At 57.8% G+C, this 16025-nt stretch carries 14 protein-coding genes; 6 read left to right on the plus strand and 8 right to left on the minus strand.

The features are described 5' to 3' along the window. Nucleotides 1-10: 10 nt before the first annotated feature. The 4 genes from DUD43_RS17090 (at nt 11) to sodC (ending at nt 4771) form a co-directional block, all read left to right on the plus strand. Nucleotides 11-1858 (plus strand): cation acetate symporter, encoded by a 1848-nt coding sequence (locus DUD43_RS17090; protein ID WP_153231217.1) that lies wholly within the window; start codon nt 11-13, stop codon nt 1856-1858. A gap of 19 nt (nt 1859-1877) precedes the next feature. Then, nucleotides 1878-2939, plus strand: coding sequence for a carbon-nitrogen hydrolase family protein (locus DUD43_RS17095; protein WP_153231218.1), 1062 nt, complete (start codon nt 1878-1880; stop codon nt 2937-2939). Nucleotides 2940-3180: 241 nt separating this feature from the next. Continuing rightward, nucleotides 3181-4083, plus strand: coding sequence for a LysR family transcriptional regulator (locus DUD43_RS17100; RefSeq protein WP_153231219.1), 903 nt, complete (start codon nt 3181-3183; stop codon nt 4081-4083). Nucleotides 4084-4222: 139 nt separating this feature from the next. After that, on the plus strand, nt 4223-4771 hold the full coding sequence (sodC, locus tag DUD43_RS17105) for a superoxide dismutase family protein (protein ID WP_153231220.1): 549 nt from the start codon (nt 4223-4225) through the stop codon (nt 4769-4771). A gap of 89 nt (nt 4772-4860) precedes the next feature. Here sodC and DUD43_RS17110 read toward each other — a convergent pair whose 3' ends face one another. Continuing rightward, nucleotides 4861-5901, minus strand: coding sequence for an AbrB family transcriptional regulator (locus DUD43_RS17110; RefSeq protein ID WP_153231221.1), 1041 nt, complete (start codon nt 5899-5901; stop codon nt 4861-4863). A gap of 124 nt (nt 5902-6025) precedes the next feature. After that, on the minus strand, nt 6026-6967 hold the full coding sequence (locus DUD43_RS17115; protein WP_228125833.1) for a LysR family transcriptional regulator: 942 nt from the start codon (nt 6965-6967) through the stop codon (nt 6026-6028). Between the two features lie 136 nt (nt 6968-7103). On the opposite strand from DUD43_RS17115, the gene DUD43_RS17120 reads away from it, so the two are divergent. Together DUD43_RS17120 and DUD43_RS17125 are read left to right on the plus strand one after the other, a co-directional pair. Then, nucleotides 7104-8426, plus strand: a complete 1323-nt coding sequence (locus DUD43_RS17120) for an MFS transporter (RefSeq protein ID WP_153231223.1) — start codon at nt 7104-7106, stop codon at nt 8424-8426. A gap of 20 nt (nt 8427-8446) precedes the next feature. Then, on the plus strand, nt 8447-9397 hold the full coding sequence (locus DUD43_RS17125; protein WP_153231224.1) for a carbon-nitrogen hydrolase family protein: 951 nt from the start codon (nt 8447-8449) through the stop codon (nt 9395-9397). 140 nt (nt 9398-9537) lie between these two features. Here the strand turns inward: DUD43_RS17125 and DUD43_RS17130 are convergent, their stop codons facing one another. The 6 genes from DUD43_RS17130 to DUD43_RS17155 all read right to left on the minus strand — a co-directional run bounded on the left by DUD43_RS17130 (nt 9538) and on the right by DUD43_RS17155 (nt 15668). Then, on the minus strand, nt 9538-9957 hold the full coding sequence (locus DUD43_RS17130) for a helix-turn-helix domain-containing protein (protein ID WP_153231225.1): 420 nt from the start codon (nt 9955-9957) through the stop codon (nt 9538-9540). Nucleotides 9958-10642: 685 nt separating this feature from the next. Beyond that, the gene (locus tag DUD43_RS17135; RefSeq protein WP_153231226.1) at nt 10643-12751 is read right to left on the minus strand and encodes a TonB-dependent receptor family protein; all 2109 of its coding nucleotides are present in this window, start codon (nt 12749-12751) and stop codon (nt 10643-10645) included. Nucleotides 12752-12774: 23 nt separating this feature from the next. Then, entirely contained in the window at nt 12775-13218 is a 444-nt protein-coding gene (locus tag DUD43_RS17140; protein ID WP_035270184.1) for a CopD family copper resistance protein, read from the minus strand. Then, the gene (locus DUD43_RS17145) at nt 13215-13916 is read right to left on the minus strand and encodes an ABC transporter ATP-binding protein (RefSeq protein WP_153231227.1); all 702 of its coding nucleotides are present in this window, start codon (nt 13914-13916) and stop codon (nt 13215-13217) included. The genes DUD43_RS17140 and DUD43_RS17145 overlap by 4 nt, the downstream gene beginning before the upstream one ends. Next, on the minus strand, nt 13909-14688 hold the full coding sequence (locus tag DUD43_RS17150) for an ABC transporter permease (RefSeq protein WP_153231228.1): 780 nt from the start codon (nt 14686-14688) through the stop codon (nt 13909-13911). The genes DUD43_RS17145 and DUD43_RS17150 overlap by 8 nt, the downstream gene beginning before the upstream one ends. Further along, nucleotides 14685-15668 carry an ABC transporter substrate-binding protein gene (locus DUD43_RS17155; RefSeq protein ID WP_228125834.1) on the minus strand — a complete coding sequence of 328 codons (984 nt, stop codon included), beginning with the start codon at nt 15666-15668 and terminating at the stop codon, nt 14685-14687. Before DUD43_RS17155 ends, DUD43_RS17150 begins: the two co-directional genes overlap by 4 nt. Nucleotides 15669-16025 lie beyond the last annotated feature (357 nt).

Raw genomic sequence — 16025 nt, forward strand, 5'->3', positions numbered from 1 at the left:
GGGGCTCATCATGAAAAAAATAGTATTTGCGACGGCCTTGATGGCTGTCAGCGAAGCTGCGCTCGCACAGGAAAGCACCTTGGTTAATGAAGGCAACAGGGTGCTGACGTTTTCAGTATTCGCCTTCTTGTTCTTGCTCACACTGGGCATCACGTTTCTGGCGGCACGCCGCAACGCCACCGCCAGCGACTTCTACACGGCGGGCGGCGGTATCAGTGCCCGTTTCAATGGGCTGGCCATTGCCGGGGATTACCTCTCGGCCGCCGCATTTTTGGGTGTTTCCGGGCTGATTGCAATATATGGTCTGGACGGCATCAGCTATCTGGTGGGCTTTTTCGTGTCCTTTATTCCAGTGCTGATTCTGGTGGCCGAACCGTGCCGGAATCTGGGCCGCTACACGCTGGGCGATGTGCTGTCCTATCGCAACAACTTCCGTGCCACCAAGCTGGTTGTGGCCGGGTCCAGCATTCTGGTCGCGCTGTTTTACATGGTTCCGCAGATTGTGGGTGGCGCCGTGATTATCCGGGCGCTGATCGGCATTCCCTATGAGGTCTCCGTTGGCATTGTCGGCCTGATGATGCTGATCTACGTGCTGTTTGGCGGCATGCGCGCCACCACCTCGGTGCAAGTGCTCAAGGCCGGGCTGCTGATCACGTTCTGCTTCGTGCTGGTGATCCTGTCCTGGGCGCCCTACGGCTTTAACGTGGAAGCGTTTTTTGGCTCGGTGATTTCCAGCCCTGCCATCCAGAATCATGTGATCAATTTCCTGGGGCAATCCTCGCTGGGTGTGGCTGAAGCCGGGCAGCGTTTCCTGGAGCCGGGCCTGTATCTGAAAAACCCGGTCGAGCAGATTTCGCTGGGTATGGCACTGGTGCTGGGAACCGCCGCCATGCCGCATATTCTGATGCGCTTTTTCACCGTGCCACATGCGCAAGCCGCCCGCAAATCCGCGCTGTACGCCATGTTTGCCATCGGTCTGTGCCATCTGTTCATTGTGGTGATCGGTTTTTCTGCCGCACTGAATGTCAGCCCCAGCGCGATTCTGGGCCTGGACAAGGGCGGCAATCTGGCCGCGCCCATGCTGGCACAACTGCTGGGCGGTGGCCCGGAAAGCATGATGGGCAACTTCATGCTGGCCGTAGTAGCAGCCGTGTCCTTTGCCACGATTGTGGCGGTGGTAGCCGGTCTGACACTGGCAGCGGCGTCCTCGCTGGCTCATGACGTGTATATCGGCGCAATTCGCAATGGTGCAGGCACCGAGCGTGAACAGGTCATTGCAGCGCGTATCGCCACCTTGCTGATGGCGGTGATTTCCATCGCTGCCGGTATTGCGGCCAAGGGACAGAACGTGGCGCATCTGGTGGGCCTGGGCTATGCCGTTGCCGCCTCGGCCAACCTGCCCGCGCTGGTCTGCACCTTGTATTGGAAACGCTGCAATACCGCCGGTGTCGTGGCGGGCGTGGTAGGCGGAACGGTGCTGTCCATCGGACTGGTGCTGGTATCACCCAATATGACGTATCCCCTGCTGCAAAAAGAGGCGGCACTGGCCACCGTCACCAGCGTCAATCAAAAGCTGAGCACGGCAAGCGACCCTGCCCTGCGCGACAAGCTGGTCACTGAACGCAATGCAGCCCAGGCCACGGCAGATGCCATTCCTGCCAATGCAAGCAGCGTGGTGGGCCTGTCCAAGCCCCTGATCAGCCTGCGCAACCCCGGAATTATCTCCATCCCCCTGGGCTTTTTGCTGGTGATTCTGTTCTCGCTGTTCACCCGCAGCGCCCTGTCGGAATCCAGGTGGGTAGAGATGTCGGTTCGCCGGGAGACCGGATTAGGTGTGGCCAAGGCCACGGTTCACTAAACGTAGAGAGAAACACACCATGTCACTTCCAATCACTCAAGTTGCCGCGGCACATATTGCCTCTGTTTACATGGACGCGGCCGCCTCGGTACGCAAGGCCATTGCCATTATTGACGAGGCCGCCCGCCACGGCGCCGAGCTGATCACCTTTCCCGAAGCCTTCATCCCCGGCTTTCCGGTCTGGGCCGCACTGTGGGCTCCCATTTACAACCACGACTGGTTCAGAAAAATGGCGGCCAACAGCATCCATATTGATGGCCCGGAAATCGCCCAGATTCGTGCCGCTGCCAAACGCAATGGCATCTTTGTGTCCCTGGGATTCAGCGAAAGCACCGAGGCCAGCGTAGGCTGCATCTGGAACTCCAATGTGATCATTGGCGATGATGGTTCCATCCTGAATCACCACCGCAAACTGGTGCCCACCTTTTACGAAAAAATGGTCTGGGCACCGGGCGATGGCCATGGTCTGCGCGTGTGCCAAACCCGCATAGGCCGCATCGGCGCCCTGATCTGCGGGGAGAACACCAACCCGCTGGCACGCTATTCACTGGCGGCCCAGGGCGAGCAGATTCATATCTCCGCCTGGCCTGCTATCTGGCCAACCCGCATGCCCAAATCCGGCCAGAACTTTGACAATGTGGCGGCCAACAAAATACGGGCAGGCGGCCATTCTTTTGAGTCCAAAGTCTTCGGCATTCTGAATGCCGGTTTCATGGATCAGGCCATGCTTGATGCCCTGACCGAAGGCGGCGACGCCCAGGCACGCGAAGTGCTGGAAAACACCCCGCGTGCAGCTACTCAGTTCCTGGACCCCACCGGCGCATCCGTAGGCGACTTTCTGCAAAATGAAGAAGGGATTGCCTATGCCACTTTTGATTTGAATGCCTGCGTGGAACCCAAACAATTCCACGACATTGTGGGCTACTACAACCGCTTCGATGTGTTTGATCTGTCCATTGATCGTCGACGCATTACGCCCGCCACTTTCCGCGGACCCAACAACGCAAACAGTAAACAGTCACGTAGCAGTGAGCCCATGCAGGACAGTCAGGTAGCCAGTTCGGAAACGATGGAGGAGTAAAGCCATCGTCTGACCACCCTGCTAGCAGTCCCTGCCATGTACTCCCGTTGCCTCGGGGGTACATGGCAGCCCCTCTTCTTTCCGAACAGGACCATCAGCAGCGCATAGTGCATTGCAAATTTGCAACTCCCTGAAAGCTTGATCCATACAGTGATAGCTCGCAGTAGACTTAAAAATACGCACGGGTTTCAGTACTGATCTTGTACCCGCCTTGCAAATATTCTTGTCCAGGGTTGTGGCCATGTCCCCTATTGATCCCAATTGGCATGATTTGAAGATTTTTCTGGAAGTGGCGCGCTGCGGCACGCTGGGTGCAGCCGCCCGACGCTTGAAGGTAGACCCGTCCACCCTGAGCCGCCACATCAGCCGACTGGAAGAAACCATTAACGCGCCCATCTTCGAGCGCAATAACCAGGGCCTGCATCTGACCGCAGGCGGGCAAGGCTTGCTGGAATATGTGGAGTCCATGGAAGCCAGTGCCGTGGCTCTGGCCGAACAACTGGGAGATCGCCCCAAAGAGCCCTCCGGCACGGTACGGGTCGGCTCCATGGAAGGCATTGCCTCCTTGTATCTGGCGGCGGAGTTTCAGGGCTTTTCATCCCTACACCCCAAGATCGCGATTGAATTGGTCACCACGACACAGCAAATGCACGTCAACCGGCGCGAAGCAGATGTGTTCCTGAGTTTCTTTCCCATGGCAGGCAAGTCCATTGATGTGGTGCCCCTGGGCTCCTTTCCGCTGCATCTGTATGCGTCCCCCGAGTACCTGGCCCGCCACGGCCATCCCTGTGATCTGGACGACCTGCTGGATCACCAGTTTGCCTCGTATGTGGACGACCTGATCCAGCTGGATACCGTGCGCTGGCTAAACGAAATCATCTCCCGGCCCAAGCTGGCTTTTCAGTCCTCCAGCATGATTGCCCAGATGTTTGCCGCTGCTGCCGGGGCGGGCATCGTCATGCTGCCCTCTTTTGCCAAACCGGAACGACTGGGCATGATCAAGCTGCTGGACGAGCAAGTCACGGTACGTCGCACCATCTGGATGACCGTGCATCGGGACTTGCAATACCTGCCCCGCATCAAGGCGGTCACCCGTTTTCTGGAAAAGACGATAGGCCGGGACTACCCCTGCCGAACCGATTAAACACAGGCGCTGCCGTCCTTGCCGGAATAGGGTTGAGGGCGCAGTTTACTGACAAAGAGAAACGTCTCTTAACGGCATATCGCGCCGGCAATGCTAGGCTGATCGAACCCCCTGTTTACCCAGCAAAGGAATCAGCCTTATGCGTTTTTCCACCCTCAAAGCACGATGCGCAATGGCCCTGGCCACCGTAGGCGCTACTTTTGCTTTATCCGCCCCCTCGCTGGCGGACGTGATCATCCCCATGAATATGGCCACCGAAAACGGTGCTGGCGAGCAAATCGGCCAGGTTAGCGTCCGTCAGACCGAGCACGGTCTGGTTTTCACACCAGACCTGAAAAACCTGAAACCCGGTGTGCATGGCTTCCATGTGCACGAGAACCCCAGCTGCGCCCCCAGCGAGAAAGACGGCAAGGTCACCCCAGCCGGAGCGGCAGGCGGCCATCTGGACCCTGAAAAAACTGGCAAACATGGTTTCCCATGGGGCAATGGCCACTTGGGCGACCTGCCCGCCTTGTATGTTCAGGCTGACGGCACCGCCAGCACACCCGTCCTGGCTCCACGCCTGAAGTCTCTGGACCAGATCAAGGGCCACTCCCTGATGATCCACGAAGGCGGTGACAACCACTCCGACCACCCCGCGCCACTGGGCGGCGGTGCCGGTCGCTTTGCTTGCGGCGTCATCAAGTAAGCGGGTCTATTCAGAACACAAAAAAAGCCCGATCTCATGTCGGGCTTTTTTAGTGTTACGGCTTGCTAATGGGCCGTTCGAGATCAGCCTTATTCCAGCTTCAGCCAGCGAGCAATACGCTTGTACAAAGGCCCGGTCAGGACAAGCACACAGACCATGCGCGCAACCTGGAACGAGGTGACCAGCGGTGCTCCTAACTGCAGCACTTTAGCGGTAATAGCCATCTCCGCAATCCCGCCGGGGCTGACACTAAGCACCAGCGTCGGATAGGCAATGTCCGAGAGCCGGTACAAGCCATAGGCAAAACCAAAAGCCAGCACCAGATTGAGCATATTGCTGATGGCCGCCACACCCAGATAACGCGGTGCACGGCGGAAAAAATCCGGTCCGAACTTGTCACCCAAGGCCCAGCCAATGCACAGCTGCCCCAGACTGGAAATTTCCATGGGCAGACCCGACAAAATCACATTGTTAAATGTCAGGATTCCCACCATCACCATGGGGCCCAGCACCCAGGGATTGGGCAGTCGAAAATACTGGAACAGTTTGCCTGCTGCTGCGCTCAATGCCGCCAGCAACAGCAGGCCAGGAATATGCAGAAAATCGGCACGGGCCAGATGCCCTGCCTGCTCGCCACTGAAGTCCAGCCATTCAAAGATAAAAGGGATGCTGACGACCACCATCATCACCCGCAAACCATGCGCAGACGCCACCAGATCAGGGCGTGCGCCATAGCGTTCGGCCAGCTCCGTCATCTCGCTGGCACCGCCTACGGCACTGGCAAACCAGGCAGTCTTGAAGTCCGCATGGGCAAAGCGGCTCAGTATCCATGCCCCCAGACAACCCAGCATCAAGGCGAACACCACACCCAGCACAATCAGGCCCGCATTATTGCCAATCAGCTGCACCATCTCGTGGCTGAAGTACAGGCCCAGCGAGGTTCCAATCACCCACTGCCCGGCATTGCGGGCAAAGGGCAGACACACTCCGGGGCTGCCCGCCACTTTGGTGACCGCCGTCACAATCAAGGGCCCCAGCATCCAGGGCAAGGGAATATGCAACCAACTAGCGCCAATTGCGCCTGCCAAGGCAATGGCAAAGCCTATGGCAACGTGAAACCAGGTAGTCATGGACAAAAAAACAAAGCCAGTCCGGGGACTGGCATGTTCCTAAAACACCGGCTTGTGGCTGGCCCTGAATCAGCACAGTACAAGAGCAAGGCATCAAGCAACGGAGATTGAAAAGAAATCGGGTCTAGCGAAATAGTACACCCTCTTGCGAGGACCCCATGCCAGAGCGCCCGTTCACCTGCTCGGTCAGCTCCAGCACAAAGCGCCGCAACCAGCGGCTTTCTTCATCGTGCTCCTTGTTGATGTCCCAAATCATGGATACCACAAAGGACGGTACACGCAGCGGCACCGGCGATATGGCCAGGCGGCTATTGCACTCGGCAAAGGAGTGGGCGGCGTAATCGGGCATGGTCAGCACCAATGGGCTGTCAATAATGGCGTTGATCGCCCCGGAAAAGTGCGTGAACGAGGCCTTGACCTTGCGCTGCAAGCGCTCGGCATCAAAGAGTTCATCCACAAAGCCGCGCAGACCATCAAAAGACACTCGGCCATGACGCGCATGCAGATATTCCTGCTTGCTGATGGGCGTCGAAAAATGGGTGGATTCCTGATCGTAAATACAGACATAGGAAGCCGAAAACAGCACTTGCGACTTGTGCATGGTGCTCAGAAATTTGGGACTGGAACAGATCGCCAGATCCGCCCCATGCTCCACCATGCTTTGCGGCCACAAATAGCTATTGGTTTGATAGAAGGAAAAACTGATCGCCCAGCCCTGCTCATCAGCCATACGAATCATGCGTTTGGCCAGCATATTCTCCAGATCGTCGGACAAAGCGATGCGAAAAACCCGGCTGGCGCTACTTGGGTCGAACTCCTGCTCGGACGTGACCAGCGCCGAGATGCTTTTCAGGGCCTCGGATATCTGCGGAGCAATCTCCAAGGCCCGATGCGTAGGCGTCATTCCGTGCGAACCACGGGTAAACAGCTCGTCATTGAACGCCACCCGCAACTTGCGCAAGGACGCGCTGACCGCGCCCTGGGTCAGAAACAAGGCATTGGCGGCCTTGGTCACGCTGCGCTCGTTCATCAAACACTGGAACACCAGCAGCAGGTTCAGGTCCATCCGCCTGATATTAGCGATATTGATTGAAGCCATTTTTATAATTAGTTTGAATAATTATTTGGCTTGATTAGACTAAAAATCAGCCACAACCACAATAAGGGTCAGGTATTCACCTGCCCTGCTCGAGGAGATCTCTATGGGCACTGCTACCGTCGCCCCTTCGCATGCCAAATCGGCACCCCCAGGCCAGCCGGGCCTGAGTAGAAAACAAGTTGTTGCCGTGGGTATTGGCAACTTTATGGAATGGTTTGACTTCGCGATTTATGGCTACTTTGCAGCCATTATCGGCAGTATCTACTTTCCATCCGACGCCACCGGCGTTTCCCTGCTGTCGTCCCTGGCCGTATTTGCCGTGGGCTTTGTATCGCGCCCCTTTGGCGCCCTGATTCTGGGCCCCATTGGCGACCGCTTTGGTCGCAAAACCGTGCTGATGATTACCGTTTTCGGGATGGGTGTCTTCACCACCCTGATCGGCCTGCTGCCAGGCTATAACACCATCGGCATTACCGCTCCTATCCTGCTGGTTGTGCTGCGCTTCCTGCAAGGCATGATGGTGGGTGGCGAATGGTCGGCTGCCGGTATCTTCCTGGTGGAAAGCGCCCCCTCCAACCGTCGCGCCAGCGCTGCCAGCGTGGTGACCTTCACCGCCGGTATCGCCTTCCTGCTGGGTACCGCCACCGCCGCCGCCATCAACGCCACACTGACCGAAGCCCAGGTCTACAGCTGGGGCTGGCGTGTGCCGTTCGTACTGTCGATTGTGATGACCTTCATCGCCGTCTTTATCCGCCGCAAGCTGAACGACACCCCCGTCTACCACGAGCTGCAGGAAAAGAAAGCCAACAACACGCTGGAGCGCGTTTCATCCAAAGACAAGTTCAACGCCTTTGTGCTGTCCTTTGCGTTCTCCGCCCTGTTCCTGGTATCGCTGTACTACTTCATCACCTACGCCAATAACCACCTGGTCTCCATCCTGGGCATGAGCAAGACTTCCGCCCTGTGGCTGTGCAGTGCCTCGCTGGTGGTGTATTGCATTTTGCACCCACTGGTTGGCCGCTTCTCGGACCACTACGGTCGTCGCAAACTGGCCCTGTTCGCCGCTGCGGGCCTGACCGTCATGGCCTACCCGATCTTCCTGATGATGAACTCGGGCAAGCCTGCCCTGATCCTGCTGGGCCTGATCATCATGGCCTTCCTGGTCGCGATCTCCGCCGTCATGAACGTGGTGCTGCTGGTGGAAGTATTCCCCGCCTCGATCCGCTCGACCGGCGCCGCATTGGGCCACAACGTCTCGTCGGCTCTGCTGGCTGGCCCTGGCCCCTTCATTGCTGCTGCCCTGATCCAGTACACAGGTAACCCCAACGTGCCGGCCTGGTACCTGGCTGCCGTATCCCTGGTGTGCTTCCTGATCCTGTATACCCGCCTGCCTGAAACCAAAAACGTGGACTTGTCCGCAGGCTGACCTTTAAAGGAGACCTAGTTATGAGCAAAGTTGCTGTTATCCAAGCGGCATCCGTACCTTTCGACTCTGCCAGCAGTGTAGAAAAAGCCGCCGCCATCTTGCAGCGCGTGGCTGCCAACGGCGCCACCCTGGCTGTCTTTCCTGAGGCCTTTCTGGGCGGTTACCCCAAAGGCATCAGCTTTGGCAGCGTGATCGGCAACCGCCGCCCCGAAGGCCGTGCCCTGTACCAGATGTACGTAGAAGGCGCTGTCACCCTGGGTGGCCCGGAACTGGAAGCGCTGGCCGATGCCGTCACCCAAACCGGTGTGTACACCGTGATGGGCGTGATCGAAAAAATGGGCCGCACCCTGTACTGCACCGCTCTGACTCTGGCTCCCGGCAAAGGCGTGGTGGGCATTCACCGCAAACTGATGCCTACCGGCCAGGAACGTCTGGTCTGGGGCTTTGGCGATGGCTCCACCATGGGCACTGTCGACACCCCCATGGGCCGTATCGGCAACGTGATCTGTTGGGAAAACTACATGCCGACCCTGCGTCAGACCATGTACGCCCAAGGCACCGAAATCTATTGTGCCCCTACGGCAGACGACCGCCCCACCTGGGCCTCGTCCATGATTCACATCGCCGTTGAAGGCCGCGTGTTTGTGCTGTCCGCCTGCCAGGCCATTCGCCTGAACAACTACCCCGAGTCCTTCCAAAGCGAATTTGCCCTGCCCGGCGAATTTGCACCGGACAGCTACGTGATGCACGGCGGTAGCATGATCGTCAGCCCCACCGGCGAAGTTCTGGCCGGCCCGGTGTTTGACGAAGAAACCGAACTGTACGCCGAACTGGATATGGACCTGCTCAAACAGGCCAACCTGGACTTTGACGTCTACGGCCACTACTCGCGCCCGGACATCTTCTCCCTGCATGTAGACACCCGTGCCAAACAGGTCATGAAACTGCAAACCGAAGACTCGGCCGAGTAACACCCGCCAAATCCTGCACCCAAAAAACCGGCCCCATCGCGCGATAAACGTGATGGGGCCGGAACTGCTTCAGAGCCTGGCACAGCCTGCTGCCTGCACCTGCTCCTTCCTGTCGTAGCTTTCTTTTTAATCCCCTGGCCCTAGCTCAAAGCCAAAGGTTCCAGCACGGGCTGATACGGAGACATCTGCAACTGCGTCTCGTCCAGACCCATTCCCTGCGCCAGCAGAGCCAGCATCGTCTGGCTCAAAGGCACAAGACCTTTCTCGATCACGTTGTATTCCGCCACACTGATCCCCAAACGACCGGCCAGACGCTCGCGCTTGATCTCCAGATACTCGCGCCAGGCACGAATCAGAGTCCAGCGATGCGTACGCATATCCTTGAGCACCACATACGGAATACCCTTGTCCGAGCGCACAAAACGCGGCGCGGCCATCAACTTGCGCACGCATTCATCATTCATGGCATCGCGTGTCAACAGATGGGCATACAGCACAGCCTGCTCGGGCAAAGTGCGAGGATCAATATCTTCAGTGGTCAACAAGTATGTATTCATCATGGCTGACAAACCTCAGGATGTAAGAGGACGGTGTACCCAGAACTTACCGACCCGCTCCACCCCGGTCTGTCAGATAATTCTGAAAGTGCGCCCAACCCGCCCTATCGGCTGATCCTGATCAAGAAACACGCCCACACAAACCATAAAAAATGCCCCTGAACACGTTCAGAGGCACTCTTCCAAGACACAGCGCTACGCACATCTACAACTACAACTACAACTACAACTACAACTACAACTAGCAAACCAAGTTTAGACACCAGAAGCCCTGAAACCACCCAAGCCCAGCGTCTAAAGTCACAGCCTATCCAAGGCATCGCGCAATAAAGCCCAAATCCAAAGCCCAGAGTCAGCCCCCCCTAAGGCATGAATCCCCTGTGAGCCCCTCTGGCCTGCGCCGGGGCCTTGGGGCGATTCAGAGTGCTTGCCGCAGGCGGGAGATCAGGCAGGGGTACAAGCACCCAGTTGTTTGAACCCGACGCTTGTACTTGGTCCGGGGGACCAAGTACCGGGTGAGTTCTGGGTGCGCCCTGCCTGATCTCTCGACAAGGGGACCGGTGCGCAGCACCGGCAAGCGCTCAAGCCCCAAGGCCCCGGCGCAGGCCAGAGGGGCGTCTTCACTGAGACAATTCCTGCCTGAGTCCTTATTCCGCCCCCCAACTACAACCTGAGGCACCAAAAACGATCAGAAGTTATATTTCACCCCACCAAAGAAACTCCTGCCATTGCCCGCCAGATAAGTCGGCATCGCCTCCGAAGCCGAACGACGAATCACATAGCTGCTGGCATAAGTCTTATCAAAAATGTTATCCGCCATCAGATAAGCACTCCAATGCTTGTCATGCTGATAAGCGACCTTGAAGCCCCAAATAGCATAGGCATTTTGATGCGTGCCTTCCACATTCTGATGATTAGTCGGCGTATCCGAAGCCAGCCAGCGCACATTCGGCCCAAAGCGCCAGCCACCACGGCGATACATCAACTCCGCCCCCAGCAAATGCTTGGGCACCCCGGCAATACGATTACCTTCATACTCGCCGCCACGGAAACGGAAATCGCTGTAGGTGTAAGACAGACGATAGTCCCAGCGTCCCGCCGCCGGAGCAGGCAAAGAACCGCTCAAACCCGCTTCCACACCCTGATGCCGCGTGCGATCACCATAGTTGAACGTCACCGACGACGCCCCTGTCGCATCACTGACAGCCATCAGCTCATCTTTCACATTGCTGCGATACACGGCCAAGGACCAATCCACCGCCGACTCGCCACTACCCAAACGTCCTGCTCCACCCAACTCAAAAGTCGTGGCCTTTTGCACATTCAATTCCGTCAGCCCTGTCACGGCCGAACGCACATTCATGGGCTGCGGCACTTCCGCACTGATGATTTCCCAATACGTAGGTGCTTCATGACTGCGGCTGACATTGGCAAACACCCGCAAATCCTCGGACGGCTGCCACACCACGCCCAGTTTCGGGCTGGCATACGACCACTTCTGATTCAAGGTATCGCCCCCCAAACGATTGCGCGCATCACGAATCGCCTGGCTGTACTTCACATCCCCCACCACCGTCCACTGGGGCGCCACCTTCCAGCTCAAGCCCAACAGCGCATTGCGGTTTTCAGCTCGCAGACGATAGTCCCCAAAAAACAGCGCACGGCTGCCATTGGCAGGATTGACCGCATACAGCTCACGATCCATATCACTGCGCGCCCAGTCCAAGGCCACACGATAGTCCAGAGAACCCTCGCGGCCCGCAACTTGCCACTGCGCCCCATAGGTATTCCCCTTGGTGGGCGAAGACACCTGCGGATTCGTAAAGGTATCGTCCACCGTCTGCCAGTACAGGCCCACGGTCTGGTTGAAATCCTCGGTACCCCAATAACTACGGTTAGCCAGACGGAATTGGGTGGCCTTGCGATTCGGATCGCGGTTATAGACATTGGCCGCCATATCCTGCGGCGTGCCGTAATCCCCCATCACACTGCGCGGATCGCTGTAAAGACGCTCACGCGGGACCACATTGGGAATATCAAACTTCAAATCCACATAGGACAGGTAAGTGCGGTTCTCGAACTGCCCGCGCCTGAAACCAATATTGCCCTGCACATTCGTGCGCTCGGAGTCCGAGTGATGACGATAGCCATCGGCCTTGTCATGACTGACAGCCAATCGCCCATCAAACTCGTCCGTCTGAAAGCCCTTGGCCGCATACAAACCCAAGCGCCCAAAGCTGCCACCTTCCACGCTGATGGCATCGCCCTGCGTGCCATTCATGGAACGGAAATTCAGCTCGCCACCCAAGGTGGTCGCACTGGCGGACAAGGCATTCGCACCGCGCCGCACGCTGATCAAGGAGCTGTTGCGCGGTTCCAGAAAACCGATCACAAACGAGCCGTCTGCCTCATTCAAAGGCAGGCCATCTTGCAGCAGCAAGACACCCCGATTAACCGGATTGCTTTGAATCCCCGAACCGCGAATATTGAGCCGTGGCTGATCAATCCCGCCAAAGAAATCCTGCACGATCAGACCGGGCTGATAGTCCAGGGCATCGCGCAAAGTCACCAGACGCACTTCATCTTGCGGCTGAATCAAATTGGTGCCACCGGGCACAGCGCCCAGGCGGGCTCTTTCTTGTCGCAGGTCAGCCTGCAGCACGCTTTGCCCGACAGGCGCCTTGATGACAATGGGAGACAAGGTGGAGGTAGACGGGTCGGCCCAGGCGGCGCCCGACCACAGGCCTCCCAGCGCCAGGCTGATCGTCAGCCGACGCAATACAGGAACGTGTGACATCGTATTCTCGATAGAAAGTGAAATTACCAGTGCAGATAAAACATGGTCTTGGCCAGGATCACGATCCCGACCATGTGACAGAACACGCTTAGGTGAATGCGCTTGAAATGGATGGACTTCATGCGTCCGGTGCGCCGCAAGGTCATGGCCGTCAGAAAGTGGCCAAAAACGCTGAGCGCCAACAGAATCTTGATCGTCAGAAACAGGCCCAGGGTGTTGTCAAAAGGATGGGCCAGCGCAGCGCGGTGATGCCAGGCCAGACCTATCCCGGCGCTGTACAGAACCAGCAGAACCCAGGGCATGATGCGGCGGGCGCGATCACCAATCGCAATTTCCAGGGTACGCATGGCCTCTCGCGGAACGTGCTTGCGTATGCCTTCCAGCATCAGGACTTCAAAGAACACCGTGCCGATGAAAAACAGGGCGGCAAACAGGTGGAACAACAGAATCACGGGATAGGCAGTCATGGCGTCAAAGCCTCCTGAGACAAAAGTTGGGCGTACAAGGAATCGGCCAGACGCTCGCGGGCAACGGTATCCGCCGGGGCCACAGGCTCAAACAGCTGGCCCCGTCCCTTTTGCAGCAGCAGGCAGGAATCAGCGACCCGCATCAATTCACGGGGTTGATGGCTGACGTACAGCAGTGCCGCTCCGGTTTCTTCCAGACAACGCAGGCAGACTTGAGCCAGACTGTTACGCAGGGCCGGGTCCAGAGCGCTGAAAGGTTCGTCCAGCAGCAATAAATCCGGCTGCAAGGCAAAGGCGCGGGCCAGTGCCACCCGCTGCGCCATGCCACCGGACAACTCGCCGGGCCAGGACTGGGCAACATCGGCCAGATCCACCTGCCCCAGCCAGTGCATGGCACGCTCTTTGGCTTGCGTAGCGGACAGACCTTGCGCGCGCAGCGGAATCTGCACGTTGTCCAGCACGCTGCGCCAAGGCAGCAAACGAGGCTGCTGAAACACCAGCACAGGGTGACGAAACTCGTTCCAGATCTGGCCGTTATCGGGCTTGATCAGCCCTGCCACCAAACGCAGCAAGGTACTTTTTCCTTCACCGCTAGGCCCCAGAACGCCCAGGCGCTGCCCGGCCTTCAAGGTGAAACTTAAATCCTGCAAAACCGGCTTTTGCCCGAACAGGACCTGCACATGGCTGAGTTCAAGCATGGCTGTCCTCCCGCCACTGTCCCAAACGACGCTGCAAGGGTTGCAGCAGGACAAATTCAATCGCGGCGACCAGACCCAGAATCAGCAACACCCAGGCATACAGCTCGGCACTGTCAAAGGTGCTGCGCGCATTGGCCAGGGCATAGCCCGCACCACTTTCTGCTCCCAGCACTTCGGCCATCACCACCAGACGGACACCGCCGCAGCAGGCGATCAGTAAAGCAGCCGTCAAGGGGGCCGTCAGGGACGGCAGATACAGGTGACGCAGACGACGCCACCAGCCAAAGCGGTAAACGTGACTCATCTCGATCAGGTCGCGGTCTACCTGCAACATGCCTTTGACAGTGTTCACGTACATGCCCGGCACCATCATCAGTACCGTCATGAAAATCACCATGCCCGAACCCAGGCCAAACCAGAGCATGGCCAGCACAACGACCACCACAGGCGGAATCGCCATTAGCAGCCACCGTAGGGGTTCCAGCAAGCCACGCAAACGCGGGCTGTGTGCCGCCAAAATGCCTAGCGTGAAACCGATGGAGCAGCCCACGCTGACGCCAATTGCCACACGCAAGAGGCTGGCTCCGGCGTCATTCAGAAAATGGCCGGACATCATCAAGCGCGGAATAGCGCGGGCGGTTTCTATAGGGGATGCCATCAGCAAAGGCCCCAGAAACAGGGCGCTGATCTGCCAGCACAGCAAGATCAGCAGCACGCCCGCTAGACCCCATGCACGAGAGCTACGGGCTGTTAAATGAGACCTGGTTTTCATGGTCCATAAAACCCGGCAGCAGGCAGACCACCACCCAAAGCTTGGGGATGCTGATCCGCCAGCAATTGGTACAGCGCTTCCAGTTGAGGGCGGATTTCAGTGGCCGGGCGGCTGTCCAGACGTGTCTTTTCAATCGCGGTTTGAATCGCCGGAACCGGGAACTGGGGCAGATAGCCATGAACCATTTGGGCGCACTCTTGCGGCTGCTGGCTGCACCAACGGGCCGACTCGGCATAAGCCCGTTCCACGGCCTGATTCAGCTCGGTATCGTGGGCAACGGTGACGTTAGCCATGACACCGGCTTGAGGCAGCGCCTGTTGCGAAGGGAACACCTCCGCCCAGGCTTGCTCCAGACTTTGGCCGCGATGCAGCTCCACCTTCTTTTGCTCGGCCTGCCACAAGAGCAAGGAGGCAGTAGGCTCGACCAGCAAGGCCTGATCGCCCTGCCCGGTCAGCATCAAGGCAATGGCGTCCTGAGCATCGCGGGTACGGCGCAAGCGCACGGCCTCCTTGCCCGGTTCGGCTTGCTTGGTTAGCAAGGTATCCAGCAGGACAGCAGGCAGATCACGCTGGAATGGCACCAGCAGTTCTTTACCAGCCAGATCGCTAAAGCTCTTGACGGCAGGATCACGGCTGACCAGCCACAAAATCCCCCAAACCGAGATATTCAACTGTTTGACGGCCTGCCCCTTGTTGAACATCAAGGCGGACAAATTGCTGGGCGCAGCGCTGTAATCCACCTCTTTCTTTGCCAGCAGGACACGTAACTGATCCGGGTTTTGCCACAGACGAAACTCCAGCCTGTCCGTGTATTGGCTCAAGGCCTGGGTCTGCGCCATATGCATTAGGGGATAGGACACCACCGCGCCTGGACCAGCCAGAGTCAGGGACTCATAACGGGGAGCGGCCTGAGCACCTACTGCCAGCGAGGCCAAGAGCAAGCCAGGCAAAACACGGTTCAAGACTTTACGAACGAACATCCCACGGCCATCTCTTTTGGAAGTACCCAGCGCCGTAGAGGCAAACCGAGCAAGAGCCCGCTTCTTAACTCCACCCAAAACGTGAACCTGTGCCCCGTTTTTTAGATCAGGTTCACCCAGACGGGGCATGGCAGCACGCTTACCTGATAAGCCAGCATCAATTGCCTTGGGAGCAGCCTGGTTTAAGAGAAGCCCACGCGCATGGCTGTCTATAGCCTGCTGCCCTCTGTCTGAACGGGCACTTTTTGCCTGGGGAGCAGCCCAGCGGCAAAACCCTTGATAGATATATGGCATGAAGATTCGTATAATGAGAACTATTATCAAATGGAAATTCTCCCATCTTCATCCCAGCGCCCA

The organism is Alcaligenes faecalis (assembly GCF_009497775.1).
GTDB lineage: Bacteria > Pseudomonadota > Gammaproteobacteria > Burkholderiales > Burkholderiaceae_B > Alcaligenes > Alcaligenes faecalis_D.

Bases quoted from the DNA above. Each gene is read 5' to 3' on its own strand.
- DUD43_RS17090 (WP_153231217.1), top strand. From the start codon at position 11: ATGAAAAAAATAGTATTTGCGACGGCCTTGATGGCTGTCAGCGAAGCT.
- DUD43_RS17095 (WP_153231218.1), top strand. From the start codon at position 1,878: ATGTCACTTCCAATCACTCAAGTTGCCGCGGCACATATTGCCTCTGTT.
- DUD43_RS17100 (WP_153231219.1), top strand. From the start codon at position 3,181: ATGTCCCCTATTGATCCCAATTGGCATGATTTGAAGATTTTTCTGGAA.
- sodC (WP_153231220.1), top strand. From the start codon at position 4,223: ATGCGTTTTTCCACCCTCAAAGCACGATGCGCAATGGCCCTGGCCACC.
- DUD43_RS17110 (WP_153231221.1), bottom strand. From the start codon at position 5,901: ATGACTACCTGGTTTCACGTTGCCATAGGCTTTGCCATTGCCTTGGCA.
- DUD43_RS17115 (WP_228125833.1), bottom strand. From the start codon at position 6,967: ATGGACCTGAACCTGCTGCTGGTGTTCCAGTGTTTGATGAACGAGCGC.
- DUD43_RS17120 (WP_153231223.1), top strand. From the start codon at position 7,104: ATGGGCACTGCTACCGTCGCCCCTTCGCATGCCAAATCGGCACCCCCA.
- DUD43_RS17125 (WP_153231224.1), top strand. From the start codon at position 8,447: ATGAGCAAAGTTGCTGTTATCCAAGCGGCATCCGTACCTTTCGACTCT.
- DUD43_RS17130 (WP_153231225.1), bottom strand. From the start codon at position 9,957: ATGATGAATACATACTTGTTGACCACTGAAGATATTGATCCTCGCACT.
- DUD43_RS17135 (WP_153231226.1), bottom strand. From the start codon at position 12,751: ATGTCACACGTTCCTGTATTGCGTCGGCTGACGATCAGCCTGGCGCTG.
- DUD43_RS17140 (WP_035270184.1), bottom strand. From the start codon at position 13,218: ATGACTGCCTATCCCGTGATTCTGTTGTTCCACCTGTTTGCCGCCCTG.
- DUD43_RS17145 (WP_153231227.1), bottom strand. From the start codon at position 13,916: ATGCTTGAACTCAGCCATGTGCAGGTCCTGTTCGGGCAAAAGCCGGTT.
- DUD43_RS17150 (WP_153231228.1), bottom strand. From the start codon at position 14,688: ATGAAAACCAGGTCTCATTTAACAGCCCGTAGCTCTCGTGCATGGGGT.
- DUD43_RS17155 (WP_228125834.1), bottom strand. From the start codon at position 15,668: ATGTTCGTTCGTAAAGTCTTGAACCGTGTTTTGCCTGGCTTGCTCTTG.